General features: G+C 56.8%; 27 protein-coding genes and 3 pseudogenes. 17 read left to right on the top strand and 13 right to left on the bottom strand.

What is annotated here, in order from left to right; translation table 11 throughout:
• Positions 1 to 36: 36 nt before the first annotated feature.
• The 6 genes from ACZ1GM_RS06270 (at position 37) to ACZ1GM_RS06245 (ending at position 3,013) form a co-directional block, all read left to right on the top strand.
• Positions 37 to 201: a glutathione S-transferase gene (locus ACZ1GM_RS06270; protein WP_472678267.1), complete on the top strand. Its 165-nt coding sequence runs from the start codon at positions 37 to 39 to the stop codon at positions 199 to 201.
• Positions 202 to 214: 13 nt separating this feature from the next.
• Positions 215 to 475: an ATP synthase F1 subunit epsilon gene (locus ACZ1GM_RS06265; protein WP_472678266.1), complete on the top strand. Its 261-nt coding sequence runs from the start codon at positions 215 to 217 to the stop codon at positions 473 to 475.
• 361 nt (positions 476 to 836) lie between these two features.
• Positions 837 to 1,163 carry a hypothetical protein gene (locus ACZ1GM_RS06260; protein WP_472678265.1) on the top strand — a complete coding sequence of 109 codons (327 nt, stop codon included), beginning with the start codon at positions 837 to 839 and terminating at the stop codon, positions 1,161 to 1,163.
• The gene (locus tag ACZ1GM_RS06255) at positions 1,144 to 1,509 is read left to right on the top strand and encodes a hypothetical protein (RefSeq protein ID WP_472678264.1); all 366 of its coding nucleotides are present in this window, start codon (positions 1,144 to 1,146) and stop codon (positions 1,507 to 1,509) included. Before ACZ1GM_RS06260 ends, ACZ1GM_RS06255 begins: the two co-directional genes overlap by 20 nt.
• Positions 1,479 to 1,964 (top strand): O-antigen ligase family protein, encoded by a 486-nt coding sequence (locus ACZ1GM_RS06250; RefSeq protein ID WP_472678263.1) that lies wholly within the window; start codon positions 1,479 to 1,481, stop codon positions 1,962 to 1,964. The genes ACZ1GM_RS06255 and ACZ1GM_RS06250 overlap by 31 nt, the downstream gene beginning before the upstream one ends.
• A 14-nt stretch (positions 1,965 to 1,978) precedes the next feature.
• A complete protein-coding gene (locus ACZ1GM_RS06245) occupies positions 1,979 to 3,013 on the top strand; it encodes a phosphatase PAP2 family protein (protein WP_472678262.1) in 1,035 nt (344 codons plus the stop codon).
• Positions 3,014 to 3,051: 38 nt separating this feature from the next.
• Here ACZ1GM_RS06245 and ACZ1GM_RS06240 read toward each other — a convergent pair whose 3' ends face one another.
• The 4 genes and pseudogenes from ACZ1GM_RS06240 to glmU all read right to left on the bottom strand — a co-directional run.
• Positions 3,052 to 3,636: an SOUL family heme-binding protein gene (locus tag ACZ1GM_RS06240; RefSeq protein ID WP_472678261.1), complete on the bottom strand. Its 585-nt coding sequence runs from the start codon at positions 3,634 to 3,636 to the stop codon at positions 3,052 to 3,054.
• 81 nt (positions 3,637 to 3,717) lie between these two features.
• Positions 3,718 to 4,032, bottom strand: a complete 315-nt coding sequence (locus ACZ1GM_RS06235) for an HNH endonuclease (protein WP_472678260.1) — start codon at positions 4,030 to 4,032, stop codon at positions 3,718 to 3,720.
• Entirely contained in the window at positions 4,001 to 4,849 is an 849-nt protein-coding gene (locus ACZ1GM_RS06230; protein WP_472678512.1) for a methyl-accepting chemotaxis protein, read from the bottom strand. Before ACZ1GM_RS06230 ends, ACZ1GM_RS06235 begins: the two co-directional genes overlap by 32 nt.
• A 69-nt stretch (positions 4,850 to 4,918) precedes the next feature.
• Positions 4,919 to 6,274, bottom strand: a pseudogene (gene glmU / locus ACZ1GM_RS06225) (bifunctional UDP-N-acetylglucosamine diphosphorylase/glucosamine-1-phosphate N-acetyltransferase GlmU); the annotation flags it as partial.
• A 62-nt stretch (positions 6,275 to 6,336) separates the two neighbouring features.
• Here glmU and ACZ1GM_RS06220 point away from each other — a divergent pair.
• The 3 genes from ACZ1GM_RS06220 to ACZ1GM_RS06210 all read left to right on the top strand — a co-directional run bounded on the left by ACZ1GM_RS06220 (position 6,337) and on the right by ACZ1GM_RS06210 (position 9,374).
• Positions 6,337 to 7,005, top strand: coding sequence for an HAD-IA family hydrolase (locus tag ACZ1GM_RS06220; protein ID WP_472678259.1), 669 nt, complete (start codon positions 6,337 to 6,339; stop codon positions 7,003 to 7,005).
• Between the two features lie 127 nt (positions 7,006 to 7,132).
• Positions 7,133 to 7,990, top strand: coding sequence for an SDR family NAD(P)-dependent oxidoreductase (locus ACZ1GM_RS06215; RefSeq protein ID WP_472678258.1), 858 nt, complete (start codon positions 7,133 to 7,135; stop codon positions 7,988 to 7,990).
• 208 nt (positions 7,991 to 8,198) lie between these two features.
• Positions 8,199 to 9,374, top strand: coding sequence for a hypothetical protein (locus tag ACZ1GM_RS06210; RefSeq protein WP_472678257.1), 1,176 nt, complete (start codon positions 8,199 to 8,201; stop codon positions 9,372 to 9,374).
• On the opposite strand, the gene ACZ1GM_RS06205 is transcribed toward ACZ1GM_RS06210, so the two are convergent.
• The 4 genes and pseudogenes from ACZ1GM_RS06205 to ACZ1GM_RS06190 form a co-directional block, all read right to left on the bottom strand.
• Complete coding sequence (locus tag ACZ1GM_RS06205) at positions 9,371 to 9,724, bottom strand: DUF2794 domain-containing protein (RefSeq protein ID WP_472678256.1); 354 nt, start codon at positions 9,722 to 9,724, stop codon at positions 9,371 to 9,373. The two genes, ACZ1GM_RS06210 and ACZ1GM_RS06205, sit on opposite strands and share 4 nt — an antisense overlap.
• A pseudogene (gene epsC, locus ACZ1GM_RS06200) lies at positions 9,724 to 10,429 on the bottom strand (serine O-acetyltransferase EpsC). Before epsC ends, ACZ1GM_RS06205 begins: the two are co-directional and overlap by 1 nt.
• A 30-nt stretch (positions 10,430 to 10,459) precedes the next feature.
• The gene (locus ACZ1GM_RS06195) at positions 10,460 to 11,071 is read right to left on the bottom strand and encodes a P-loop NTPase family protein (RefSeq protein WP_472678255.1); all 612 of its coding nucleotides are present in this window, start codon (positions 11,069 to 11,071) and stop codon (positions 10,460 to 10,462) included.
• 11 nt (positions 11,072 to 11,082) lie between these two features.
• Positions 11,083 to 12,342 (bottom strand): heavy-metal-associated domain-containing protein, encoded by a 1,260-nt coding sequence (locus ACZ1GM_RS06190; RefSeq protein WP_472678254.1) that lies wholly within the window; start codon positions 12,340 to 12,342, stop codon positions 11,083 to 11,085.
• A 71-nt stretch (positions 12,343 to 12,413) separates the two neighbouring features.
• Here ACZ1GM_RS06190 and purM point away from each other — a divergent pair, with 71 nt between their 5' ends.
• From purM to ACZ1GM_RS06175, 3 genes are read left to right on the top strand one after another with little or no spacing between them, the layout of a single operon-like run.
• Entirely contained in the window at positions 12,414 to 13,523 is a 1,110-nt protein-coding gene (purM, locus tag ACZ1GM_RS06185) for a phosphoribosylformylglycinamidine cyclo-ligase (RefSeq protein ID WP_472678253.1), read from the top strand.
• Positions 13,504 to 14,505 (top strand): phosphoribosylglycinamide formyltransferase, encoded by a 1,002-nt coding sequence (gene purN, locus ACZ1GM_RS06180; protein WP_472678252.1) that lies wholly within the window; start codon positions 13,504 to 13,506, stop codon positions 14,503 to 14,505. Before purM ends, purN begins: the two co-directional genes overlap by 20 nt.
• A gap of 13 nt (positions 14,506 to 14,518) precedes the next feature.
• On the top strand, positions 14,519 to 15,709 hold the full coding sequence (locus ACZ1GM_RS06175; RefSeq protein ID WP_472678251.1) for a sulfotransferase family protein: 1,191 nt from the start codon (positions 14,519 to 14,521) through the stop codon (positions 15,707 to 15,709).
• 83 nt (positions 15,710 to 15,792) lie between these two features.
• On the opposite strand, the gene ndk is transcribed toward ACZ1GM_RS06175, so the two are convergent.
• The 5 genes from ndk to ACZ1GM_RS06150 form a co-directional block, all read right to left on the bottom strand.
• Positions 15,793 to 16,215 carry a nucleoside-diphosphate kinase gene (gene ndk / locus ACZ1GM_RS06170; protein ID WP_472678250.1) on the bottom strand — a complete coding sequence of 141 codons (423 nt, stop codon included), beginning with the start codon at positions 16,213 to 16,215 and terminating at the stop codon, positions 15,793 to 15,795.
• A gap of 95 nt (positions 16,216 to 16,310) precedes the next feature.
• Positions 16,311 to 16,811 (bottom strand): hypothetical protein, encoded by a 501-nt coding sequence (locus tag ACZ1GM_RS06165; protein WP_472678249.1) that lies wholly within the window; start codon positions 16,809 to 16,811, stop codon positions 16,311 to 16,313.
• A 37-nt stretch (positions 16,812 to 16,848) separates the two neighbouring features.
• The gene (locus tag ACZ1GM_RS06160) at positions 16,849 to 17,289 is read right to left on the bottom strand and encodes a DNA polymerase III subunit chi (protein WP_472678248.1); all 441 of its coding nucleotides are present in this window, start codon (positions 17,287 to 17,289) and stop codon (positions 16,849 to 16,851) included.
• A 15-nt stretch (positions 17,290 to 17,304) separates the two neighbouring features.
• Positions 17,305 to 17,463: a DUF2256 domain-containing protein gene (locus tag ACZ1GM_RS06155; RefSeq protein ID WP_472678247.1), complete on the bottom strand. Its 159-nt coding sequence runs from the start codon at positions 17,461 to 17,463 to the stop codon at positions 17,305 to 17,307.
• A gap of 56 nt (positions 17,464 to 17,519) precedes the next feature.
• Positions 17,520 to 18,974, bottom strand: coding sequence for a leucyl aminopeptidase (locus tag ACZ1GM_RS06150; RefSeq protein WP_472678246.1), 1,455 nt, complete (start codon positions 18,972 to 18,974; stop codon positions 17,520 to 17,522).
• A gap of 149 nt (positions 18,975 to 19,123) precedes the next feature.
• On the opposite strand from ACZ1GM_RS06150, the gene ACZ1GM_RS06145 reads away from it, so the two are divergent.
• From ACZ1GM_RS06145 to ACZ1GM_RS06125, 5 genes and pseudogenes are all read left to right on the top strand, one after another.
• Positions 19,124 to 21,403: an LPS-assembly protein LptD gene (locus ACZ1GM_RS06145; RefSeq protein WP_472678245.1), complete on the top strand. Its 2,280-nt coding sequence runs from the start codon at positions 19,124 to 19,126 to the stop codon at positions 21,401 to 21,403.
• Positions 21,404 to 21,612: 209 nt separating this feature from the next.
• A complete protein-coding gene (locus ACZ1GM_RS06140) occupies positions 21,613 to 22,902 on the top strand; it encodes a peptidylprolyl isomerase (RefSeq protein WP_472678511.1) in 1,290 nt (429 codons plus the stop codon).
• 14 nt (positions 22,903 to 22,916) lie between these two features.
• Positions 22,917 to 23,942: a 4-hydroxythreonine-4-phosphate dehydrogenase PdxA gene (gene pdxA, locus ACZ1GM_RS06135; RefSeq protein ID WP_472678244.1), complete on the top strand. Its 1,026-nt coding sequence runs from the start codon at positions 22,917 to 22,919 to the stop codon at positions 23,940 to 23,942.
• Positions 23,935 to 24,764, top strand: a pseudogene (gene rsmA / locus ACZ1GM_RS06130) (16S rRNA (adenine(1518)-N(6)/adenine(1519)-N(6))-dimethyltransferase RsmA). The gene pdxA and the pseudogene rsmA overlap by 8 nt, the downstream one beginning before the upstream one ends.
• A gap of 51 nt (positions 24,765 to 24,815) precedes the next feature.
• Positions 24,816 to 25,394, top strand: a complete 579-nt coding sequence (locus ACZ1GM_RS06125; RefSeq protein WP_472678243.1) for a hypothetical protein — start codon at positions 24,816 to 24,818, stop codon at positions 25,392 to 25,394.
• Positions 25,395 to 25,400: the final 6 nt, after the last annotated feature.

Genomic DNA, 25,400 nt, shown 5'->3' with positions numbered 1-25,400 from the left:
TGAAACCATCGACACTGACATGCTCGATCTGGCGGATTGCGTAAACGCGACCTGCCCTGGTCAGGCGATCCAGTTTCGGCGGATAGCCTCACGCTCTATCGCGGTAAAGTTGTCGGATTCTGCAATCCGGGCTGCCGCGACAAGTTTGAAAAGGCGACGGCTGCGTTTGACGCGGAAATTGACGGAACTGATAGAGACTAACGGACTTTAACTCATGGCATTGCATTTTGAACTTGTGACACCTGCCAAACAGGTCCGTTCCGAAGACGTCTATATGGTCGTCGTTCCGGGCGCAGAGGGTGAATTCGGCGTGCTGGAAGGCCATGCGCCCTTCATGAGCACTATCCGCGATGGCGCGGTGCAGGTCTTCAAGACCGAGGGCGCAACACCTGAAACGATTGAGGTCCGCGGTGGCTTCGCCGAAGTTGGTGATGCAGGCCTGACTGTCCTTGCGGAGCATGTTGAGGAGGGCTGAGGCCCGCCAGATTGCCTTTGATTTACTGACATCAGAGGTCACTGAAAACAACGCTATCATTAGCAATATCCTAACGTAGTTATGATTAAGCCTGTCTCCAAGGGAGGCTTCTGTTGCGACTGTGACTACTAATTCACCATCCTCACTTGACGGCTCTACAGCGCGTGAGCAGCAGCTTCGCTCTGCTGGCGCCTCTAGTCAATATGCCAAACGAAAATCGTCTCCGCTTGCTTTTGCGATCCCCGCAAGTGCCAAAATCGCCTTATTGGCCATTATGACAGCCCCGGCGGTCTATGGCATCGCGACTTTTCAGCATTCCTATTCCTTTATGATGACTCGATATTATGCGATTCCAATCCTCGTGGCAGAAGCAATCGTCATTGTCTGCGCCATTCTGGCGGGAGCCAATCCGATTGAACGCTTCCGCCGGCTGCACCCAGTTACGCGAATCGCGGCGGTCGCGTTCATCACCTCAATCAATCTCTCATCGCTATTCGCGCCCGCGATGCCCTTGATCGCCTACGGGCACATGCTGATTACATTACTTCACGGGCTACTCGCCATCTGCATTTTTGATGCTTTTAGAGGCTTATGGTCGGGACTCGAAAAGCTGTTCCTGACGTACCGCAGGCGGTGGTGCAGCATTGCTTGCCGCAACAGCCTACGGCTTGCTTTTCGCATCACGTGACGTCGCGAATTTTAACTGGATTAATGTTGGTGTCGGTATTTCAAATGTGCGCCACTTTGGCTACATTGCGATCATTGCCGGGGCATTGGGCGCAGGTCTTGTTGTGACCGCCAAGTCAAGTCAGGAGAAACTGATTGCATGGGTGGTCATGACAACAGGCGCTACTTTGATGTTTTGGACCGGCGGACGTTCTGGAATAGTAGCGCTCGCTTTCGTGATGCTTTGCATGTTGATGCTAACGGGATTGCGCAAAATGCCCAAAAATTTGGGATTTTTCAGCTCTGGTATACTGGTAGCCATCCTACTTTCTCTTGCTTGGACCCCCCCCATTCTGCTTGGGGGTTAAAGAACGTCATCACAAAGACAGCACAGGGATCAGCCTCGATCCAGCAATTCACATCCAACCGCCCAATTCTTTGGGCTGAGGCGCTAGAGGGCATTCGCGAGAGACCTCTGATCGGAGCAGGCGAAGGGCAGATCCGGTTCTTGTCGAAACGATATCCTAAGCGGTTCAACCATCCGCATAACACGATCTTGCAGGTCTTGTATCAGTGGGGCTTCCTCGGCAGCGCCGCTGCTCTGATTCTTCATCTAAGCGCAGTGTGTAGATTGCCAGAAGCGCTGCGAGCCAACCTTACAGTATCGCTTCCCGCGCTTGCTGGCATCATCGGCTTGTCCGTAGTCGCGATGGTCGATGGACCACTTTTCTATGTACTGCCTACATTCCTGTGGGTCCTGATGTTCGTCGCATTGGCATCTTCAACACCCGTGTCGAAGAAATGCGACCCGAGTGTGCAGTAAGACTTATTGAATCTATGACCTCGTTATTAATTGGCAATCGACGTGTAAGTCCGAAGGCATCAGGTTTCGGCGTCACAATCGTAGTCGTCGTCGCGCTGCTGCATTTTAACGCGGCGCTGCTGATCGGCGAACGCCCAATTACATCCTATTTCACCAAAAAATGGGCGGTGGAGGCACTCGCTTTTCTGACAGTCCCGTTTCTGTTCTGGCTCAGCTTCAAACTTGTCGAAGCCTTCAAGCGCAAAGAGAAAAGCCCCTTCGCCTATATCTCGGCAGAGCTGTCTGCAGATCGCCAACGTTTCGTCACCGCCGCAATTTTGCTGCTCTGTTACGCGCTAATCAGTCGTGCCTATAGAGCTATAAAGGTTGCTATTCCGCGGCTGGAGGAGTTCTGGGCAGATTCAATGTTTGTCACATGGGATCGCGCGATTTTCGGCGCCGACCCGTGGACGATCACGCACGCCATGTTTGGTCCCGACGCCACGCGCGTTTTGGACATCACCTATGCGACGTGGTTCCTCGTGATCATGTTTGTCTATGGCTTTTGTGCATTCTCAAAGGATCGCGTTTTCCAATTGCGGGCATGCTTCACATATCTGCTTATCTGGATTGTTCTAGGCAACGGGCTAGCCATCATGTGGTCGAGCGTCGGCCCGGTCTATTATGAGCATTTCTTTGGCGGTGATCAATTTGCACCCTTGATGGAACGCCTTGATGGCGACGCCGCCAACGCGCTGCGAATTCAGGCCTATCTTCTACGTACAACAGGTGACGAATCCATCGGAACTGGCATCAGCGCCATGCCATCAATCCATTGCGCGATGACCATGTTTATCGTGATAATCGCATGGCATCGTCGAGGGTTTGGCCCAGTATTTCTGGCCGCACTCGCATATCACCTGATCATCATGATCGGATCGGTACACCTTGCGTGGCACTACGCTGTGGATGGCATCATATCGTCAATGCTGGTTCCGATCCTTTGGTTCGCAACAAAGGCGATATTCCGACCAAAGCCTACAAGCCGCATGACTCCACTGGAATCATGACCTCATTGCGACGGAGCGGTGGCGGGACCATCGGCGCATCATAGAATGCGTATTCGTACCGGGCCGGTAGCGGTGAGCTCGTTCTCATCCATCCAGATACGCAGGCGCGCTTCTTGATCATCAAGATCGCGCGATGTGCCTCGACCTGAGAACCGCACTACTGCCATCCGCCGCGATGGTACTTCGGTAAGTGTTATGTCCTCTGGGGTCTGCGGCAGCGTTTCGAGGGTGTACTGGCTGGGCATCACAAAACGCGTGCGCCACGCGCCATCCACTTCACCATCTTGCAAAACTGGCGAGGTCATGGCGATTTCTTGAGTCTGATCAAGCATAACCGGAGAGGTCATCGCTATCTCTTCGTCCTGCCCGACACCAGGTCGATCTTGCGCAAAAATGTATGCGGCCAGTCGGCGGAACCCATTATTGAGAGAGTTGCGACGTGGCCCGGTATGGGTGACTTCCGCGACGATCATTGGTGCGTATTCGCGCAGCTCAAAGTCATCGGCCTCCTGTACCACCGTGTACTGTGGCTTCTCAATGTCGCGATACTGCGCCCACGCGACCGCGCCGCCAGCCAGAGCCGTTGCGGCAATCGCCATTGAAATCCACGCACGCTTTTTCATACAACAACTCCGCTATCCTATAACTTATCAGTAGTTACGGAGCATTTTGGTTCCCAGATGCGGTCTGAGCACCTGCTGATCTTAGCGGGAGCGGGTTGGCGCGTGAAAGTCCGGCGGTTTGTTGGCGACCCAGGTTACGAACTTCGCGACCGTCTCATTGGCAATAAGCTGATCGCGCTGCGTGCCAATGCGCGCAAGTTCGGCATTGGTGAAATTTGCATGGATTGTGCGGTGGCAAATCGGATGCACCGGGACTGTCTCTCGTCCCTTCTTCGATTTTGGGACCATATGATGCCACTGGATCAACGTTTCAAAGGGCCGCTCGCACAGCCAGCAAGTTAGCTCGTGATCGTCTCTGGTGTCATTATGATCGGGTGCTCGCGTCACCTGAAGCATCAATGCACGCCTCAAGCCGGGCTGCAAGCTCCATATTTTGCGCGGAACCTTCAATCGCGGCCTCTGTATCGCGTTGCAGGTCTTCCATACTCATCAGCAGGCTCGCGAACTGGGAAATCTGCTCACCGGAGGCGCGATTGGCGCACTGTGCATCAGAAGCTGATGTCAATACATCGTCATGAACCTTGCGCAGACCGTCCAGATTGGCCTTGCCTTTGTCAGCCCCTTGTCCCGATAGTTTTCGCAGCTCGGCGCAGTCTTCTGACATCTGACCAGCATCTGCGACCAGCTGACTGATGTTTTGCGAGATACTCTGAGCAGAGTCGCCGGTCATGCTGGCCAGTTCGCGAACCTCGTTAGCGACCACCTTGAAGCCGTGGCCATTTTCACCAGCATGCGCAGCCTCAATCATCGCGTTCAGTGATAGGATGTTGGTCTGTTTGGCAACGTCTTCAATTGTTTTCGAGATCGCTCGAACTTCGCGAAAGCTGTCCTCGAAATCAGTGATCTTCTGATCCAGATTGGCGATCCCGGCAAGCGTTTGGTCGAGCAGGCCAACAATGCTCTCAACTTCTGATATAATCTGCCGCGCTGTGTCAGCAGTCAACCGAAGGTCATCTTGCGTGCTCTCCGATTGACTAAGAAGCCCGGCGATCTCGCTTTCAATAGCGCGCGAACGATCAATCAGTTCAGCGACGAAGTTCGAGCGCTCCCCAGACGCCTTGTTGACCCGCTCGGCATTCGCCCGCACTAACTCAACAAGATGCGCAGCGTTATCCGTGCCGCGGTCGTCTCCGATCTGATCCGCTCTATCCATCATCATCGCGCTAGCGCAAATATGGTTAACAAACGCATAAATCGAAGGGGTAAAGTGGTGGTGCGTCAGCTCTTCTTCGCCGCCGCCTTCTTTTTTCATAGTGTCGTGAAAACGGTCGGCCCAGCCCGGCTTCACAAGCTGTTCTCCGCGAACCATCCGCAATTCGCCGTCAGCAACGTCGCGGCTGACTGCGCTGCCTGCGGCGACGATCGCATCTTTGCCGATTTTTACCGGTGCGATCAGTGCGCTGTTTGAACCGATAAAGGCGCGCTCACCAATCACGGTCTTGTATTTGAAATATCCATCATAGTTGCAGGTGATTGTGCCCGCGCCGATATTTGCGCCGGCCCCTACCTCGGTATCGCCGAGATAGGTGAGATGACTGGCCTTCGCGCCCTCACCCAGCACAGCCTTCTTCATCTCGACAAAGTTACCGACGAAGGCGTCTTTCTCCAGCACCGCTCCCGGTCGCAAACGGGCATAAGGGCCAACTTGCGCGCCTTCGCCCACATTTGCACCCTCTAGGTGACTAAATGCCTTGATATGCGCGCCATCGGCGACGCTAACGCCGGGGCCAAAAACCACGTTGGGCTCAATCGTCACATCCCGGCCCAGCTTTGTGTCATAGCTGAAGAACACGGTCTCAGGCGCTTTCAGCGTGACGCCATCGGCCATCGCTTCCTCGCGTCTGAATTCCTGCCACTGCGCCTCTGCCGCGGCGAGTTCAGCGCGCGAGTTGATGCCGGCAACTTCTGCCGGGTCGCATTCAACCGCTTTAACCCGGTCGCCCCGCGCAATCGCGCCGGTCGCTACATCGGGCAGGTAATATTCGCCCTGAGCGTTGTCGTTGCCGACGGCATCGAGTAGCGGCCACATATCATCAGAATGCGCGACGATCAGTCCGGAATTACACAAGTCGCAGGCGCGCTCCGCATCACTTGCGTCTTTGAACTCAACCATTTTGGCGACATTACCGCTATCGTCGGTGATCACGCGGCCATAGGCGAGCGGATCGGGCGGGCGAAAGGCGAGAACGGCAACTTTTGCGCCATCGGACAATGCATCGGTCAATTTGCGCACAGTCTCAGCCTTCACCATCGGCACATCGCCGAAGGTTATGAGGATGTTGCCGCGAAATCCTTCGAGCGCGGCCTTGGCCTGCAACGCAGCGTGCGCCGTGCCGTGCTGAGGGTCTTGTAATGCGGTTGTTACATCACGGTCTTCTAGCGCTGCATCAATTTGCTCGCGACGGTCGCCAACGACCACCACGGTGCGCTGCGGGCTTAGCTCCGCAAAACTGTCCAGCAGATGTAGCAGCATCGGGCGCCCGGCGATTGGATGCAGAACCTTGTGCGTCTGGCTCTTCATGCGTGTACCCTTGCCTGCGGCAAGAATGATAGCGGCGAATTCGTGTTTGGTACTCATGTCGCAAGCCTTTGCCAGCAAATGGTTGCAGTTTGAAGCATGATCCGCCACGCGAGCAATCTATGACCAAAATTCCTTTCGATATCGTCGGGTTTGATCTGGACGGGACGCTGCTCGATACGTTCCGCGATTTGGGTGCCGCGGTGAACCATGCGCTCGACCTAGGCGGGCTTGATCCTGTGCCAGTCGACAGCTCGAAAGACCTGATTGGTGGCGGCGCAAAAATCATGCTGGCTCGCGCTGTTGAGCAGCAGGGCGGCATGGCCGAGGCTGAATTCCACGCCCTCTACAAAAAGATGCTGCGCTACTACGCCGAAAACAACGCGGTGCATTCGCGCCCCTATCCCGGCGCGGTGGAGTGTCTAGACGCTTTGGCTGCGCAAGATGTCAAAATGGCAATCGTCACCAACAAGTTTGAAGATTTCGCTCGCGATATCCTGACGCAACTTGGCCTCGCGGATCGGTTCGAAACCATCATTGGCGGCGATACTATTGGCAAGGGGCGCGCTAAACCAGCACCCGATCCGATCATCGAAGCCCGCAAACGATGTGGTGGAGGCTCCTTCGTTTTCGTCGGCGATTCAAGTTACGATGTGGCCGCTGCGCGCGCTGCCGATGTGCCCGTGGTAGTTGCTGCATACGGATATTGCGACAAGCCACCGCAGGAGTTGGGAGGCGATGCTATCATCGAATCGCTCAGCGGCCTTATCCCCGCCCTTGCGTCGCTGTAACGTTGCGCTGGACATCAGACATTCCGCTACGGCTTCAACGGCATAACGATGCCCTGTTGCAACGCAGCAAGGATAGTGTAACTCAACGCTCACATTTACGTTAACGGAAACTCACGGAGAGGAACCCATGAGCATCGATTTCAAAGATAAAGTCGCAATCGTAACCGGCGCTGGCGGCGGGCTTGGCCGCGAATATGCGCTTGAACTTGGTCGCCGCGGCGCGAAAGTGGTCGTCAATGATCTGGGCGGTTCGCGCGATGGCACGGGCACGTCTGATATGGCTGCACAGGTTGTCGAGGAAATCGAAAAAGCTGGCGGCGAAGCCATGGCAAATGGCGGCTCTGTCACTGAATACGACCAGATGGAAAAGATGGTCGCCGACGCGAAGCAAAAATGGGGCGGCGTCCACGTTGTGATCAACAATGCAGGCGTGTTGCGCGACAAGACTTTCGCCAAAATGGAGCCACAGGACTTTGAGTTCGTCCTCAAAGTTCACCTCACCGGGTCCGCATTTGTCACCAAGGCATGCTGGGAAACGTTCCGCGAGCAGGCCTATGGCCGCGTGCTGATGACCGCATCGTCAACCGGTCTGTTCGGCAACTTTGGCCAGGCAAACTACGGCGCTGCCAAGCTCGGTCTCGCAGGTTTGACCAAGACGCTCCAACTCGAAGGTGCGAAATACAACATCAAGGTGAACTCACTCTCACCAGTGGCCGGGACACGGATGACCGAAGATCTCTTCCCAGAAGAAGCGTACAAGCTGTTCGATCCGGTTAATGTTGTTCCTGCAGCCCTGTTCCTGGTTAGCGAGGATGCACCAACCAACGCCATCGTTGGCGCGGGCGCTGGTGGGTATCACTCTGCATGGACAGTCATGAATGACGCCGTCTGGCTGCCCGATGGTGAGCGTACCGTTGAAGGCTTTGCCGCGAATTGGGACAAGATCAGCGAGTTCAGCAATCTGAAGGCTCCCCAAAGTGGCTAGGAGCAGTCAGGTGCGATCCTGACCGCGATGCAGAAAGTCCTCGGCGCTGACGGCGCACCATCCAGCGCTCGGGGGTAAGTTCTACCAAACACTAACGGGGAAGGCGGATGGGAAACTGTCCGCCTTTTTTGTTTTCGCATCAAATCTCCACACGAGGCGTATTGACGGAGTAATACACCGCGCGTATCTCCATCAAAGGAGATTATGCGTGGCCTATTCAGACGAAGACCTAAACTCGGCAGTTGAAGCGGGCGTGGTTAGCTCCGAAGCGGTCACAGCCATCCGTGCCTATGTGGCGAAGATCCGCGATATGCCGCGCGGTGATGAGGAGAACTTTCGCCTTATCAATAGCTTCAACGATATCTTCGTCGCCATTGGCGTGGTGATTATGTTGGTGGCGGCAGGTGCGATAGGTCAAGCGATCGCGGATCTCATGGCACCCGCGCTATCCTTCAGCGACTTTTACAACGGACAATTCTCCACCGGAAATGGCCAACCCAGCCAGGCGGATTACGACGCATATTACGCCGCACGCGATCTCAACAGCGCATGGACAACAATGCTTATCGGGCCGTTTGTAGCTGTAACAGCCTGGATTTTGGCCGAGTTCTTCACACGCAAACGCCGTATGGCCCTGCCCAGCATTATCCTGTTACTGGCGTTCGTTGGCGGTGTATTTGCCGCGGTCTTTGGGCTTGGTATGGTTGTTTCTGGCGATACGAACGATAGCACAGGCGCATTCATAGCCTCCGGCTCTGGATTGGTCGCAGCCATTATGGCGTGGCTGCATTGGCGACGCTTTATGGTGCCGATTACGATAGCTGCTGGCGCCGGTTCGATTGCGGTGACGGTGATCGCGCTGGTCGGCGCAACATATTCCGCCGCGACCGGAAAGGCACCCGAAGACTTGATCCTCGGTCTCGTTTTCGTGTCTGGCTTGGCGATCTTTGCGGTCGCTATGCGCTGGGATATGTCAGATCGGGAACGCACCACACGGCGCAGCGATGTGGCTTTCTGGCTCCACCTGCTGGCGGCACCGATGATCGCGCATCCGATTTTCTATTCATTCGGGGTGATGGATAACAATGACGGTATCGGCATTGGTGGCGCGCTCGGTGTAATCTCAGTCTACGTACTCTTCGGCATTGTCGCGCTGGCAATTGACCGGCGGGCGCTGCTGGTATCCGCCCTTGCCTATGTGCTCGCAGCGCTCACATTCCTGTTTGACAGGTTCGGAGCAGTGGAATTGAACTTCGCACTGACCGCCTTGGTGATTGGCTCCGCCCTGTTGACACTATCGGCCTTCTGGTCGCCCATCCGCGCCAAAATCGTGAATGCACTGCCAGGCAATCTCCAGAGCCGTCTACCAGTTGCTATTGCTTAATCGCTTACAGCTTTGACCAGTCGGCGCTCCATAGGTGCAAGAACGCCCGGCAATTCATGGCCGCGTTTTAATATCTGGCCATGCTCACCGAATAGCGCCCACATACCCTGCCTGTTGCGCAGTGAGGGGCGTTTCTCAACCCGTGCCTGAGGGCGCTCTGCCGCGCGACGAAACGCCGCAAATACGGCCACATCTTTAGTGAAATCCATCGCATAATCGCGCCATTCACCAGCGGCGACCATCCGGCCATACAGATCGAGAATACGTTGTAGCTCTTCGCGGGTGAAACCCACTTGCCCGGTTTTACGTTGCGGGAAAGCGACGACGGTGTCGCCGGGAGATGCCGCCATCAGCTATCTGTCCCGCTGCGCTTTGCCGGAGTAGCTGCGTCGCTGGCACTGCGAAGCTGCTCAACCTCGGCCTTGAGCGCCATCAACTCCTCTTCAAGCTTCTCGACGCAGTCAATCCGGTTACCCTCGGCATCCTCGCAATCGGGCATCTGGCCATAGGGAATAAACTCTTTAATCCACTCTTCGGCTGGAACCAGAGTAGAGCGCGCCTTGAACCCGATCATAGTCGCGCCGGGCGCAACGTCGTCAGTGACAACAGCATTGGCACCCACTCTGGCACGTTCACCGACCGTAATGGGCCCGATGATCTGCGCGCCGGAACCGATCACCACATTGTCCCTCAACGTCGGGTGGCGTTTGCCCCCCACGCCGTTGGTCGGGTTAGTGCCGCCAAGAGTGACGTTTTGATAAATGGTAACGTTGTGGCCAATCTCAGCTGTCTCACCAATCACCGTAAAACCATGATCGATGAAGAAATTGCGGTACGATCTTTGCCCCCGGGTGGATATCAATAGTGGTCAGGAATCTGCTGAAATGATTGACTAATCTGGCAAGGAAAAACAGTTCGGCCTCAAACAGCCAATGCGCCAGACGATGCCACGCGACCGCCCAGACGCCGGGATAGAGTAGCACCTCCCAACGCGATCGCGGCGAAGGATCACGGGCCTGGATCGAGTCCAGATAACTAGTCAAGCGGTCAAACATGTGCCCTCCTAATGTCCCCAATTACGGGAACTAAAGCAGCCGAGCCTGATCAGGGCCTTGTACTGCATCCAGCGCGTCGCGCCAAATTGACATGGTGGCAGGGACTTTTCGTTCAAGCGAAATTCGATCAATTTCAGCCACAACCCGCTCTATCGACGCGTAATCGCGTTCGGTCCTGGGCAGGAGATAGTTACACATTGCCTCGCTATTGGTCAGGCTCCGCCGCTCTACATATTCGGTCAGCAAATCGGCCACCATCGCATCATCAGGTACGCTGATCTCCAGATGCAATGATCCCCCGATGCGAGAGCGCAAGTCAGGCAGGCTAATCGCCCAGGGATCGGCATCGCTAATCAGCAGAATTGCTTCGCCATCCTCCTGCGCGCGATTCCACCGGTGGAACAGCTTTGCTTCATCCCACGCATTCGCGCCGTCAATCGTCACGCCCTTTCCGTGAGCCGAAAACCAGCGACCGAGCAACGATTTGCCCGAACGTGCCGGCCCCACCAGCACAGCTGAACGAAACGGCCAATCTCCAGGGTTTTCAAGAGCACTTGCGGCTGCCCGGTTACCATTGCCAACAACAATGCGCGCAGGCTCATTCGCGCGCAGCGAGTGGAGAGGTAATGCAAGCTGCGACATGCGAGGAAAGCTCAGCGGCTGATCAGCAGCGCATTGCTACCCTGCTGAACGGTGAATCCGCGCGCTCTCAATGCGGTCGCCAGATCCGCTAACGAACCGGCATAGTTGACGCTCATCACCGAAGTCCCGCCTATGGCTGTGCTGCGTACTGCAGCACCGCTCACGCCGGGTGTGCCGCGTACGGCTCCAAGAGCCCCATCAAATGCGCTCGCGTCAGGCGTGGCAAATTGCACCACAAAACTCGCAACCGGGGTGGCTGCGGGTGCTGTTGTGGGCTGAGCACTTGGTTGACTGCCAGATTGGGCAGCCTGACTTTGCGCACGTTCTGCGGCTTGAACTGCGCGGCCAATCTCAATCAGGCGCTGCAAAGCGGGATCAGCGCCGCCCACAGCGATATTCAGCGACGAATCGGGCCGCAGCTTCCCCTCTCTCAGAGCCTGCTGAAATATCCCGTCAAACTGACCGACAGCCTGATCAAGCATATCGGGCAGCGCATCGGGGTTATCTGCGGTCATCGTGAAGCCATCAAGATACGTGTTGTCGATGCCATAGCGAGCGGTGAACTCACCCGTTACCGGACCACCCGGATAGGAATAGCTGAGCCTTGCAATGGCCACCGCGACGTCACCCGCCTCAAACTGATCGAGAATATTGCGCCACCAGATCCGGCTGCGGCGACCAGTCTGCCCGTAATTGACCAGCAAAGATTCGCCGCCTGCACCTGATGGGCGAACATATGTCACCAGGCTGGTGCCAGGTTGAAACTCGGCCCAGGCCCGCTGCCACGGATTGCGCTGCTCATATACTAGTTGCGTACCGCCAGACATGGTAACGGGCACCAGCAAGACAGGGGTAGATGGCCGCCCTTGCGCGCCGCCGCCGAGATAACGCGCGGCACGCGCCCTATCGAAAACAACGCCGAGAGTGGCGATATACCGCTTCGGGCCGATCTGTTCCCGCTCGATAACAACCGCCGAAACGAGACCCTCTAGCTGCGAATCTGGCAGTCGTGGGCCATCAACCCTTGCCCAAGCCAGCTTAACCGCCTCATCCCAGCCATTTTGCCGGGCATCCTCGCTATCGCTACCGCGAGTATCAACCTCAATCCCTGTAACCTCAATATCGCTGGAGGCCGCAATCGGCGCAATACCGCGCTCTCCGCCCACCTGCGCGCGAACTGCAAGAGCTAGCAGGATCAGCACAACTAGCCCCGCGCCAATGGCGAGGATGCGTTTGCTGTGCGATAAGGAAGGCGGTTGAGAACGTTGCATGGGGAAAACCGCAGGCCTTTTGCCCAAAGCGGCATGGAAAACCAAGCGCGAATGAGTATGGCTGTCGATTAATGACCGAAAAAACGCAGCAAAACCCGCAAAGTTACACCTATGAGCAGGCCGGCGTGTCGATTGAGGCAGGCAATGCGCTGGTAAAGGCGATTGGCCCGCTGGTGAAGGCGACCGCCCGGCCTGGCGCAGACAGCGAGATTGGCGGTTTTGGCGGGTTTTTCGACCCGAAAGCAGCTGGTTTTACAGATCCTTTGCTGGTTGCGGCGAATGACGGCGTTGGCACCAAACTCAAGCTGGCCATCGACCACGACCGCCACGATACGGTAGGCATTGATCTGGTCGCGATGTGCGTCAACGATTTGATCGTGCAAGGCGCTGAACCGCTGTTCTTCCTCGATTACTTCGCGACGGGGAAGCTGGAAAGCGGAGTGGCGGAGCGAGTCGTAGCTGGGATCGCAAAAGGCTGCACTGAGGCAGGATGTGCACTGATTGGCGGGGAGACCGCCGAGATGCCCGGCATGTATGCAAGCGGTGACTATGATCTTGCGGGGTTCTGCGTAGGCGCAGTTGAGCGCGGTGAGCAGTTGACCGGCGAAAAAGTTGCACCGGGGCAGGTGTTGGTAGGCATTGCGAGCTCGGGAATACATTCCAATGGCTATTCACTTGTGCGCCGTCTGGCGAAGGATAAGAACTGGCAGTTGGATGCGCCCGCGCCGTTCGATGAAACCCGCTCGCTCATCGATACGCTGGTCGAGCCAACGCGCATTTACGTGAAAAACCTGCTGCCGCTGATCCACGATGGGCGGATTGCGGCGCTTGCACACATTACGGGTGGCGGTTTGCTTGAGAATGTCCCGCGCGTGCTACCCGGCGGCGCGCATGCACGAATCGATGCGGGCTCGTGGGCGCAACCCTGCCTGATGCGTTTCTTGCAGGATCAGGGAAATATCGCGGCTGCCGAAATGGCGCGCACCTTTAACTGCGGCGTCGGCATGGTTCTGGTCGTGGATGAGGAAGAAGCGACCTCGATCATCGCGGATTTGGAATCAGCTGGTGAAACTGCTTTCCGCATCGGTGCCGTGATTGAGGGTGAAAAGGGCTGCACCGTAACAGGCGGCGCTGGCTGCTGGGGTACGACAGACGCGTGGAATGCGCAGTTCCTTGCCTGACAGGGGCGGTTCGCAGACCAATACGCGCGCCAGAGTCGCGATCTTCATTTCCGGCAAGGGCACCAATATGGCCGCCCTGCTCTATCACAGCAGCTTGCCCGACGCCGCTTATGAGGTGGTGCTGGTCGCTGCGAACGATCCTGATGCAGAAGGTTTGACGCTGGCCAAGGCGGAAGGCGTCCCTACCTTTGCCCTGTCCCACAAGGGCATGCCGCGTGAAGAGCATGACGCTGCGATGGAACGCGCAACCATTGATGCCTCGGCGGATTACATCGTGCTGGCAGGCTATATGCGCATTCTGACATCCGGTTTCGTAGACCGCTGGGCCGATAAAATGCTCAACATTCACCCCTCGCTGCTGCCCAAATACCCGGGGCTGGATACGCATAAGCGAGCGATTGATGCAGGTGATGCGAAAGCGGGCGCGACCGTCCATCTTGTTACGGAAGAGCTGGATTCTGGCCAAATGCTCGCGCAATGTGAAGTTGCGATCTGGCCGGGAGACACGCCCGAAAAGCTGGCCAACCGGGTGCGCGTGGCCGAGCATCAGCTCTACCCTCGCGCTGTCTCAAATTATGTTTCGCGCGGTTACAATGCGGAATATCTTTTTGCGAAAGTCCGCGATCTCGCCCTTGCCCTGCCCGAGACACGTGAGCGTGAAAGCCATGGCGCGCCCGGATGGCGGGTCGGTTCTGAAAAGGCCGGCAAATACTTCGCCTATTTCAACAACCAGCATCACGGATCAGAGCATATCGCCGTGCTCGCCAAAACCAGCGGTCTTGATGAGCTTGAGGGTCTGATAGAGGCTCAGCCAGACATCTATTTCAAGCCTGCCTATTACGGTGCAAGCGGCTGGATCGGGATCATCCTCAACCGCGAAGGCGTCGACTGGGATGTGGTGCAAAGTTGGTTAGAGCGCAGTTGGCAGGCGGTTGCCCCGAAACGGTTGACCAAACTTATGGACGCTGCTGACGAGTTTTGATGCCCTGACCCCCATGCCACCGCCCCGCCCACATCCCCTGACCCGCGCGAAAGGCGCGATCCGTGCCAACAAAGCCATCGCGCAAATGTGGGAGCGTGGACTCACCGAAAAGCCGCCGATTGAGCCTGAATTTCTGTGGGCGAAGGGCAGCAAATCGCATCGCGAAGAGGATGAGTATTCGGGACGCAGCGAAGAGGATGTCGCGGATTTTCGCGCGCGACTGGAAATGCTGTGCCAGTCGGTGCGCGAGGAGGCGCAACTCAATGCTCTGGGCCACACAATGGCCTATGGACAAATCACTTCAGCCATTCGCAAACGGCACGCGCTGGGGAAAATCTGGCGTAAACAGCCAGAGCTTGCGCAAACACCGCTCGCCGATCCGATCATCGTGGTTGGGCAAATGCGCGCCGGGACCACGCGGTTGCAACGTTTGCTAGCAGCCGATCCTGCCCATTGCGGTACGCGATTTTGCAACAGCCATGATCCTATACCCCGCCTGTTCGATATTCGCCCGGTCACCAGCAATGCTGCACTCAAACTGGCCCGTAGCGTGAACCCGTGGATTGACGCTTTGCATCCCATTGGAGCCACCCGCACCGATGAGGAAATCGGGTGGCTCGCCGCCGCGCTCAGCCCCTGTGCGATTGAGGCACAATGGCACATTCCCAGCTTTGTCGAATGGAGCGAGGCGCGCGATCCAGCCCCGGTCTACAACGAGTTTGCGCGTATCTTGCGCACTGATGCCGCGAGCATGGGCAATGCCGATTTGCCCCGTGTGCTGAAATGTCCGCAATATTCAGAAGACTTACCCGCATTGCTGGCGCAGTTCCCAAACGCGCGACTGGTGATTGCGGAACGGGATGATGACGCAGTTCTCGCGAGCAGCATTTCGATGGTCGCCAGCCAGATGGCGCCGCAAAGCGACCATGTCGAAATAGAGACAATTGAAGCGGAATGGCGGCGTAAGCTCACATTGCGTCAGCAACGCACTGAGCAGGCGCTCAAAAGGTTTGATGGTTCTGTTGTTCGCGTGCCGTTTGATGCCCTGAGCACCGATTGGCGTGCCGAGATTCGCCGCATCTATGGCGAATTGTGCGTGGACTTTACCCATGCCGCGCTCGCGGCGATGGACGCCGAGCAAGCGCGGTCGGACAAGCAACATCACGGCGATCACCGCGCACAAATGGCGGGTTTCGCAAAGTAACCTCGCAACCCTTGCGCAAACAAAAAGCCCGGTACCGCCGCATCGCGCAGCGCCGGGCCTTTCATGAAATTGATGTGGCTGGCTTAGCCGACGATCTCGTCTTCGCTGAAGAAGAAATCGATTTCGATCTTTGCGTTCTCGTCGGAGTCCGACCCATGTACGGTGTTCTCTCCGATAGAAAGCGCATGCGTCTTACGGATGGTGCCTTCCGCCGCCTCTGCCGGGTTGGTCGCGCCCATGATGTCGCGGTTGCGTGTGACGGCGTCTTCGCCTTCAAGAACCTGAACAACAACTGGTTCGCTCATCATGAACTCAACCAGTTCGCCAAAGAACGGACGCTCTTTATGTACAGCGTAGAAGCCCTCGGCTTGTTCTTGCGACATGTGGATGCGCTTTGATGCGACGACGCGCAGACCAGCTTCTTCCAGCATCTGCGTGACAGCACCGGTAAGGTTGCGGCGTGTGGCATCGGGTTTGATGATCGAAAAGGTGCGGGTAACCGCCATGAGAATTTCCTTAAATGACAGGGGAGTTATCGTTGCGCGCGCCGATAGCGCCGCAGGCGCGAAGCTGCAAGCCCTGTGAGATGTGATGAGGGGGGCTAAGTGCCGAAATTCTGGCTGATCGAGAGTTGGGTCATGGTCTTGTCGCCTTCGGGGCTGGAAATGACCGACACCCCCGCCCCCGCGTGGTTTGATCCGGCAATCATCTGACCATCGCCAGTCTTCATTTCCATCTCGATTTTCACACCGTTTTTCTCCGCCTGATCGCGATAGAAGGCACCGACCTTGTCAGGCCCATCTTCAGTGATGAACGACACGATGCTCGCTTTGCCCTCGTCAGTCGACGCATTGGTGGTGGCGACGACTTGTGCACCAGGGTAAAGCGTCCAGCCATCTGGCAGATCAGCCTCTACGTCAGGACCAGCATTGACACTCACGGTCCCGTCCCCGGTTGTGATCGTCGCCGTGATCTCTCCGGTCGCTGAATCTATGTCGTAGGTACCAAGAGTGTCGTCTTCGCCCTCGAAACCATCTGAAGTATCAGGCCCACAGGCGGCAAGTGCGCTCGCCAAGATAACGGAAATCAACCCACGTCGCATGCGCACAGCCCCTGCATTCGCGCCTATAAAAGACCGCTTAACGACCCTCTCGCCAAGCTCCGTTCTCGGTTTGCTTGAAAATGTGCAGATCGCGGCTGTCATCACCGCTCATGGTGCGCCAGAGATCACGTGCAGCCTCGGTATTATCTGGCCCGAACAGCAGCAATACCCGTGCAAACTGGGTTGCATCCTCGCGCCATTTCCCATCAGCCAGAATGGCCATGGTCGCGCCGTTAGGGGCGTCACAATTGTCGGAAAGCAAGATCGGCTGCCGCGCATCATGCGGCCCGCCCGCAAACCCGTGCGCCAAAAAAGTTGCTCCATCCTGGTCCCACAGCGTCTTCGACACCTTTTCGTGCAACGCGATTTCACCGGAGACGACCAGCAGCTTTGCATCCGCGCCTAACACTTTGCGCGCGAGCAGAGCTACAACCTGTTCGACCGGGTCTCTGCTCAACTGATAAAAATCAACGCGCATGGATTCCTTTTTCGCCTACCGCTCCGCTGGCTGGGGTTTGTTTCGCTTACAACGCTCTGAACAGTATCGCACATTCTCCCAATCCCGTGCCCATTTTTTGCGCCAGTTGAAAGGCAAGCCACACCCCTCGCAAATCTTGCTTGGCAGATCAGACTTGCGGCGCATCTTCGGCATACTCGCAGCCTATCACTTCGCTGTTTGAGGCATTGTTGCAGAACTATCGGCAGCAATCAGCTTTCAAGGGTGTCGCGGACCAGCTGATCCATCAGTCGCACGCCGTATCCCGTTGCGCCTTTGCCCCATGTTGCGCCGGGCTTGTCTGCCCACACAGTGCCAGCGATATCGCAATGCGCCCATGCCGTCCCATCCTTGATGAAACGCTGAAGGAACTGGGCCGCGGTGATCGAGCCAGCACCTTTGCTGCCAATGTTCTGCATATCCGCAATCGGGCTATCAATCAGCTTGTCATAGGCCGGGCCAAGTGGCAGCCGCCAAAGGGTATCGCCGCTGCTTTTGCCTGCCGCGATCAGATCATCGGCGAGGCTGTCATCATTGCAGAACAGGCCAGCATGCTCATGACCAAGCGAAATGATAATCGCGCCGGTCAGTGTGGCGAAATCGATGATCCGCTTGGGCTTATAGGTTTCTTGCGTCCAATGCAGCGCGTCACACAGCACAAGCCGTCCCTCTGCATCGGTGTTCAGAACCTCGATAGTCTGTCCGGACATGGAAGTGACGACGTCGCCCGGGCGCTGCGCATTACCATCTGGCATGTTTTCAACGAGGCCCATGACGCCAACGACATTCGCTTTTGCCTTGCGCTTAGACAATGTGAGCATCGCACCGGCAACCGCACCGGCGCCGCCCATATCAAACTTCATATCGCCCATGCCCGGCCCCGGTTTCAGCGAGATACCACCCGTGTCAAAAGTCACACCTTTGCCAACGAAAGCGAGCGGCGCATCGCCTGCGTTGCCGCCATTCCACTGGATCGCGAGGATACGAGAGTCGCGGCGAGAGCCCTGCCCGACGCCGAGCAGCGCCCCCATACCGAGCGCCTCCATCTGACCTTCATCGAGAATGGTAATCTCAGCGTCAGTGCCTTCGAACTTCTCTTTACAACGATCGATAAAGCTCTGAGGGTAAATAACATTTGCAGGCTCTGTCACAAGCTCGCGAGTAAACTCCACACCATCTGCAACCGCCGCCATTTCTGACCATGCACCCTCTGCCCCGTCAACCGCGCCAAGCACGGTTACCTGCTTCAGCGTGATCTTCTGCTCATCCTTCATCGTCGTGCGATACGTGTCCCAGCGCCAATTGCGCAGGCGCAGCCCGGTCAACACCGCGACGCATTCATCAGCGCTCAGATTGGCCGAATTCAATGCAATGTGTTCAACACCCGATGCCTGATACTTGGCGGCCAACGCAGCACCTGCCTTTTCAAGATTCTTCGTCCGGGTGTCGCTCTTCGCGTCACCAGATCCGGCAAGAGCAACCCGTGCAACCTTGCCCTCACGCTCTACAAACCCATCAAACACCTGCCCGGCATTCCCTTTGAAACGTGCGGCATCTGCGCCATCGCGCAGGCTCGCCTCAAGATCATCCGGAATCGCCCCCTTATCGATGATGTGTGCGACACAATCTGCATTTGCTGGGGGCGTGCTGCTGAATTCGATGTCCATGAATACTCCAGAATATGTGGCCCCAGCAATTCGGGGCTAGATGTCGCTTAAACGCACCAGGGTGGCACTCGGTTGCAATGATGATTGCGATTAGTCGTGGGTGGTGCGATAGGCAAGCCATGGTCGACCGGCGGGAAAGGGATTTGAGGATGCTTCGCGTGCGTCCTGCGCCACCATCGCCAAGTGTATCACCGTTGTCGATGTTTACGGCATCATTGACGATGTTGTTGGCATCATTGACCCCCATGCCCCTCTATGCGCAGGCGACCACCAGTTCCTCCCCGGCAGCTTCCGATGAGCAATCTGAAAACGAATCGCCACCCATTGATCGCTCAATAGATTTTGAGGCGGACATTCTTAGCTACGATTCGCCGTCCGATACTGTCACGGCCTCTGGCAATGTTCTGCTGCGCAGTGGCGATCGGTCTTTGCGTGCCAATCGGGTAAGCTGGAACCGCCCGAGCGGGACGATCACAGCAACGGGTCGCGTTCGTTTCGTCGATGAGAACGGCAATCAGCTTTATTCCGATTCGATTACTCTGACGGATGAATTCGAAGCGGGCGCGATGGAGGATCTGCTTCTCGCATTACGACAGGGTGGTAGGCTAGCGGCGGAGTCCGGCGCTCGCATGGATGACGGCACCATCGCTTTATCCAAGGCGGCCTATTCTGCCTGCGCAGTCGTCGACCCCGAGGGTTGCGACAGAAATCCGAGCTGGCGCGTCACCGCCGACCGCGTGACTTATGCCCCGGACGATAACCGTGTGCGGTTCCAGGGGGCGGTGTTGGAGCTGTTTGGCGCGCGCATACTGCCCCTGCCTGGCCTGGCCATTCGGACAGATGGCGGAGCGGTCAACGGGGTGTTGGTTCCAGACCTGCGGATTTCGGAAAGCAATGGCGTCGAGGTTTCAGGGAGCTATTACTGGCGGTTCTCTGACAATCGCGACCTTACCGCCACGGCATATCTGTTCACCGAGGCGCCGCCCATGCTCAGCGCGCAATATCGCGAATTGACGAGCAAAGGCGCATATCAGATTACTGGCTATGCCACGCAAAGCAGGCGCATTTCCGATTTTACCGGCGTTCCGACCAGCGAGAGCGACCCGCGCGGCTATCTGTTCGCCAATGGCAAATTCCAGTTCGACGAGAATTGGAGCCTGACGAGCTCCGTCCGGCTCGCCAGCGACCGCACATTCCTGCGCCGCTACGATATCAGCCGCGATGACCGGCTGCGGTCAATGATCGATCTGGAGCGGATCGACGAGAGTTCTTACCTTTCGATTGCCGGTTGGGCGACGCAAACGCTGAGACTGACCGATGAGCAAGGGCAAATACCCGTTGCCCTTCCTGCTATCGATTACCGCAAGCGGCTGAATGACCCTGTCCTCGGCGGGCAAGTTGAGCTGCAGGCCAACAGTCTCGCGATCATTCGCGATGTCGGCCAGGATACGCAGCGCGCTTTTGCCCGTGCCCGTTGGGATTTGCGGCGCGTCACCTCGCTCGGCCAATTGGTGCAGGTCACCGCGTTGGCACGGGGTGATGTCTATCATTCTGATGAAAACAATTTGACCTCTACCGCCGTTTATCGCGGCAATCCTGGGTGGCAGTTTCGCGGCATTGGCCTGGCGGCACTGGATGTGAAATGGCCGTTTGTCGGCACATTCCTTGATGGTCAGCAAACGCTCACGCCGCGCGTACAGCTTGTTGCTGCGCCCCGCTTCCGCAATCTCGCGGTTCCCAACGAGGATGCACGGGCGATTGATCTGGAGGATTCCAACCTCTTCGCGCTCAACCGTTTCCCCGGCTACGACCGGGTAGAGGACGGCATTCGCCTGACTTACGGTTTCGACTGGCAATTCCGCCGCCCCAATTGGGAGGTGAAGGCAAATGTCGGGCAATCCTATCGTCTGGAAAAAGATCCGCTGATCCTGCCCGATGGAACGGGCCTGTCTGAGCGTATATCGGACGTGGTGGGCCGAACGGAAATTCGGTTCAAAGACCTGGTGAAATTCACTCACCGGTACCGTTTGGATAAAGACAATTTAGCGTTTCGCCGTAACGAGATTGACGCGACACTTGGTACCAGCCGCACCTATGCAGAGATCGGCTATCTGCGGCTTAATCGTGATATCACTCTGGTTGAGGATTTGCAGGACCGCGAGGAATTGCGCGCCGCAGCCCGTGTGGCTTTTGCCCACTATTGGTCAGTATTTGCCAGCGGCGTCTTTAATCTCACTGATTTTGATGAAGATCCGTCCTTTAGTTCAGATGGTTTCGAACCTATCCGCACCCGTCTGGGCGTTGCATATTCGGATGATTGTCTGGAATTAGGGCTCACTTGGCGGCGCGACTATGTGACATCTGGCGACGCGGAGCGCGGCAATACGTTCCAGCTGTTTTTCACTCTCAAAAATCTTGGCTTTCGATAATCGTTGAGAGGCATTCGCCGCCCGTTGGCATAGCGGGACATACACGCTATCTGCACAGCTTAATCAGCTTTGGTTAAGGCGCGTAGGAATAGACGCGTGGCTATATCCAGGTGTCGGGGCACACCGTAATTGATGAGATTTTCGTGATCCGTAAGACGTTTTCCAATTCCTTGTTTGGTTTCTCACTGGCTGCGCTGAGCGTCGTAGGCATGACATCGCCTGCATTTAGCCAGGCTGCGACACAAACCGCCGACAACCCACTCGGACTGCCGGACACGGTCACACTGCTCGGACAAACAGATCCCAATGTCCGCACTGCAACCGCAATCGTGAACGGTCATGTGATTACCGGCACTGACGTCGCGCATCGTGTCGCTCTGCTCACCAATGCCAGTGACGGCGAGTTGCCAGAGGCAGAGCTTCAGCGGGTACGCATGCAGGTTTTGCGCAATCTGATCGACGAAACGTTACAGATTCAGGAAGCGCGCGCTCAGGAAATCGAAATTCCTCGCGCTGAGGTCAACGAAACCTATGCTAGAGTGGCCGGGCAGAATTTTGGCCAGAACCTTGAGGCAATGGATGCCTATCTGATTTCGATTGGGTCATCCCCGGTGTCACTGAAACGTCAGATCGAGGGTGAACTCGCCTGGCAGCGACTGTTGCGGCGCAATGTTCAGCCGTTCGTGAACGTGTCCGAGGAAGAAGTGAACGAGGTGATCAAACGCCTTGAGGAATCCCGCGGCACCGAAGAATACCGGGTCGGGGAGATTTTCCTCTCTTCTACCCCTGAAAGCGCGGCAGCCGTCGAACGCAACGGTACGCAAATCGTGGAGCAACTGCGTCAGGGGGCAAGCTTCGTCGCTTACGCCCGTCAGTTCTCCGAGGCGACGACGGCAGCAGTCGGTGGTGATCTTGGCTGGATTCGCCTGCCACAACTCCGCTCCCCACAGCTTGAGAACATAGTTCGCGAAATGCAGCCCGGACAACTGGTGGGGCCTGTCACAATCCCCGGCGGATATTGGATCGTCTATCTGATTGACAAGCGGCAGGTTCTAACTGCTGATCCGCGTGACGCTCTGCTGTCGCTAAAGCAGATTTCGATCGGCTTTGAACCAGGTGTCTCGCAAGAAGACTTCGCCGCACGGGCGACGGCCTTCCAGGATGGCGTGCAGGCCATTCAGCGCTGTAGCGATGCAGAAAGTGCTGCGTCAGCACTGGGGGCTACCGTTGTGACGAATGACCAAATTCGCGCGCGCTCGCTACCTGACCAGCTACAGGCATCCATCCTGCAGCTGCAAATCGGTCAGAGCACGCCGGCATTCGGCACGCCGGAAGACGGCATTCGTGTGCTGATGTTGTGTGGTCGTGATGATCCTGCCGCGAGCGAGGGCCCGAATTTCGATCAGATGATGGCTCAGATCGAAGATGAACGCGTGAGCAAGCGCGCCCAGCGTTATCTGCGCGATCTGCGCAATGACGCCTATATCGAATATAACTAAGCAGCTCGACGTCCTTGAACGCATCAGCCGCCCCGCTTGCTGTTTCATTAGGAGACCCTGCGGGAATTGGCCCTGAGTTAATTGCGCTCGCATGGTTACGAGCGAAAGCTGAGGGGCTGGCGCCTTTCTTCGTCGTTGGCGGCGAGGATGTGTTGCGAGATGCGGCGGCACAGCGGGGCATCAGTTGTCCGATTGTCTCCATCGCTAGCCCGGCCGAGGCGGCGGAGGCCTTCGCACACGGTTTGCCGGTTTTGCCAATCGTCGACGGTCAGTATCAGCCGGGTTCTCCAGATGATGCAGGCGCGGTTCTGGCCCTGCAATCTCTCGCTGAGTCGACACGTTTTGCTCTGACCGGGGAAGCTGCGAGCGTAATTACGGCCCCGGTAAGCAAGGCACAGCTGGTCAAGGTGGGGTTTGAATTCCCTGGCCAGACCGAATTTCTGGCGGTGGCATGCGGCCTCCATGAAGACGACGCGGTAATGATGCTCGCAGGCCCTTCATTACGTGCAGTCCCGCTGACCGTGCACTGCGCATTGTCCGAGGTATCTTCGCTGCTGACCACCGAATTGATCGTCAGCAAAGCGCGTATTGTCGCCGCAGCGTTAAAGCGCGACTTTGGACTTAACACCCCGCATCTCGCCATAGCGGGTCTCAACCCGCATGCGGGCGAAGGCGGTAAGTTTGGACGCGAAGAGATCGACATCATTCAGCCCGCGATAGAAACGCTGGAGGAAGAGGGATTTTCGGTCAGCGGCCCTCACCCCGGCGATGCCCTGTTCACGCCGCGTGCGCGCGAAACCTATGATGCGGCGCTGGCAATGTATCATGATCAGGCGCTGATCCCATTGAAAGCACTCGAATTCGATCAGGGCGTCAACGTCACGCTGGGCCTCCCCATCATCCGCACGTCGCCGGACCATGGGACCGCCTTCGATATTGCGGGCAAAGGCACCGCCGACCCCAGCGCCATGATTGCTGCCATTCGTATGGCGGGCGAATGTGCGATCAGGCGAGCTCTACACCAGCAGACGCATGCCTGACCTCCCGCCGCTTCGAGAAGTCATCGCCAAACATGGCCTCTCAGCATCCAAAGCTTTGGGGCAGAATTTTTTGTTCGATGAGCAATTGCTGGACCGTATCGCCGCTATACCCGGTGACCTCACCGGCAAAAATGTGCTGGAAATTGGACCTGGACCGGGCGGATTGACTCGTGCCTTGCTGCGCGCTGGCGCAAAAGTCACGGCGATCGAGATGGATACGCGTTGCCTTCCCGCTCTCGCTGAATTGTCTGAGTCATTTCCCGGAAAATTGGCCGTGATTGAGGGCGACGCCATGAAGCTCGATCACGGCTCAATCATGAACGGCGAGCCGTATGCGGTGGTCGCCAACCTGCCCTACAATGTTGGCACGGCTCTGTTTGTGAGATGGCTTGGCGGGGAAAACTGGCCACCGCAATGGACCTCCCTGACGCTGATGTTTCAGCAAGAGGTGGCTCAGCGTATTGTCGCGAAATCGGGCACATCGGCTTACGGGCGGCTCGCGGTGCTCGCACAATGGCGCGGTGCGGCGACATTGGCGATGAAAGTGCATCGCAGCGCCTTCACCCCACCCCCAAGGTCATGAGCGCAATTGTCCATGTGACCCCGCGCGACGCGCCTGCCGATGTCTCGGCACGGATGCTCGAACGCCTGACTGAGGCTGCATTTGGTCAACGCCGCAAGATGTTACGCCAGAGCCTGAAAGGTTTGCCGGGTGCACTGGCAGCACTTGAGCACGTCGGCATTGACCCAACCCGCCGTGCAGAAACTCTGAGTGTTGATGAGTTCGTCGATCTGGCGCGGACAATCAAAACTCTTTCTTAGGAACGAGTGCTTAGTGCCTACACTTTACCGCGCAATCGCAGGGAGTGTGACATGTTTGGGTTCAATAAGGACAAGCCGATGATCCAGGGTCCGGTCGAGTTTGAGGCCGAAGTGGACATCGAAAAACCAGCTGCCGAAGTGTTCCCTCTCATCGATGTCACCGATCCCGGATTCGCGCATATCGAACGCGGCGCAAAAGTTGTCGCGGTTGACGGAGAGGACGGTCGCTATGACCTCACCATGGAAGAAATGGAGGATATAGTATTCCAGTTCCGTGTTCTCGAACGCGTCGCAAGCGCTCAATGTAAGCTAGAAACTGTGATCGAGCCGCGAATCAATGACTTGCTGATTGCTGTCGAGGATTACCAGATCGACGCAACCGGCGATCAGTCTTGTCGAGTAAAGCTCGTGACGTCAGCGACATTCGATCCAAAACTATCAGATGAAGAGGTCGCCAGCGAAATCGCAGTCATGAGCATAGCCGTGAATAACGATCTCATGAAGCTGAAGCTTCATGCAGAGGAAGGCGTCGAGGCTGTTGCTGAATTCGACGAGGGTATGGAGCTCGATTTTGCATTTGATCTCGATGAAATCGACCTTGATTGGGGCGAAATCGAACCGGAGCAATAGGCAGGT

The organism is Qipengyuania sp. JB2-7, from assembly GCF_055693485.1.
This window is presented reverse-complemented; position numbering and strand designations above follow the sequence as displayed.

Coding starts and splice junctions, on each gene's coding strand:
- ACZ1GM_RS06165 (WP_472678249.1), bottom strand. CDS start 16,811: ATGCGACGTGGGTTGATTTCCGTTATCTTGGCGAGCGCACTTGCCGCC.
- purN (WP_472678252.1), top strand. CDS start 13,504: ATGCGCAGTTCCTTGCCTGACAGGGGCGGTTCGCAGACCAATACGCGC.
- ACZ1GM_RS06205 (WP_472678256.1), bottom strand. CDS start 9,724: ATGGCGGCATCTCCCGGCGACACCGTCGTCGCTTTCCCGCAACGTAAA.
- ACZ1GM_RS06145 (WP_472678245.1), top strand. CDS start 19,124: ATGCTTCGCGTGCGTCCTGCGCCACCATCGCCAAGTGTATCACCGTTG.
- ACZ1GM_RS06190 (WP_472678254.1), bottom strand. CDS start 12,342: ATGCAACGTTCTCAACCGCCTTCCTTATCGCACAGCAAACGCATCCTC.
- ACZ1GM_RS06240 (WP_472678261.1), bottom strand. CDS start 3,636: ATGAAAAAGCGTGCGTGGATTTCAATGGCGATTGCCGCAACGGCTCTG.
- ACZ1GM_RS06155 (WP_472678247.1), bottom strand. CDS start 17,463: ATGCCGAAGATGCGCCGCAAGTCTGATCTGCCAAGCAAGATTTGCGAG.
- ACZ1GM_RS06150 (WP_472678246.1), bottom strand. CDS start 18,974: ATGGACATCGAATTCAGCAGCACGCCCCCAGCAAATGCAGATTGTGTC.
- ndk (WP_472678250.1), bottom strand. CDS start 16,215: ATGGCGGTTACCCGCACCTTTTCGATCATCAAACCCGATGCCACACGC.
- ACZ1GM_RS06230 (WP_472678512.1), bottom strand. CDS start 4,849: ATGGATAGAGCGGATCAGATCGGAGACGACCGCGGCACGGATAACGCT.
- ACZ1GM_RS06195 (WP_472678255.1), bottom strand. CDS start 11,071: ATGTCGCAGCTTGCATTACCTCTCCACTCGCTGCGCGCGAATGAGCCT.
- ACZ1GM_RS06265 (WP_472678266.1), top strand. CDS start 215: ATGGCATTGCATTTTGAACTTGTGACACCTGCCAAACAGGTCCGTTCC.
- ACZ1GM_RS06140 (WP_472678511.1), top strand. CDS start 21,613: ATGACATCGCCTGCATTTAGCCAGGCTGCGACACAAACCGCCGACAAC.
- ACZ1GM_RS06220 (WP_472678259.1), top strand. CDS start 6,337: ATGACCAAAATTCCTTTCGATATCGTCGGGTTTGATCTGGACGGGACG.
- ACZ1GM_RS06235 (WP_472678260.1), bottom strand. CDS start 4,032: ATGCTTCAGGTGACGCGAGCACCCGATCATAATGACACCAGAGACGAT.
- ACZ1GM_RS06125 (WP_472678243.1), top strand. CDS start 24,816: ATGTTTGGGTTCAATAAGGACAAGCCGATGATCCAGGGTCCGGTCGAG.
- ACZ1GM_RS06215 (WP_472678258.1), top strand. CDS start 7,133: ATGAGCATCGATTTCAAAGATAAAGTCGCAATCGTAACCGGCGCTGGC.
- ACZ1GM_RS06175 (WP_472678251.1), top strand. CDS start 14,519: ATGCCACCGCCCCGCCCACATCCCCTGACCCGCGCGAAAGGCGCGATC.
- ACZ1GM_RS06160 (WP_472678248.1), bottom strand. CDS start 17,289: ATGCGCGTTGATTTTTATCAGTTGAGCAGAGACCCGGTCGAACAGGTT.
- ACZ1GM_RS06245 (WP_472678262.1), top strand. CDS start 1,979: ATGACCTCGTTATTAATTGGCAATCGACGTGTAAGTCCGAAGGCATCA.
- purM (WP_472678253.1), top strand. CDS start 12,414: ATGACCGAAAAAACGCAGCAAAACCCGCAAAGTTACACCTATGAGCAG.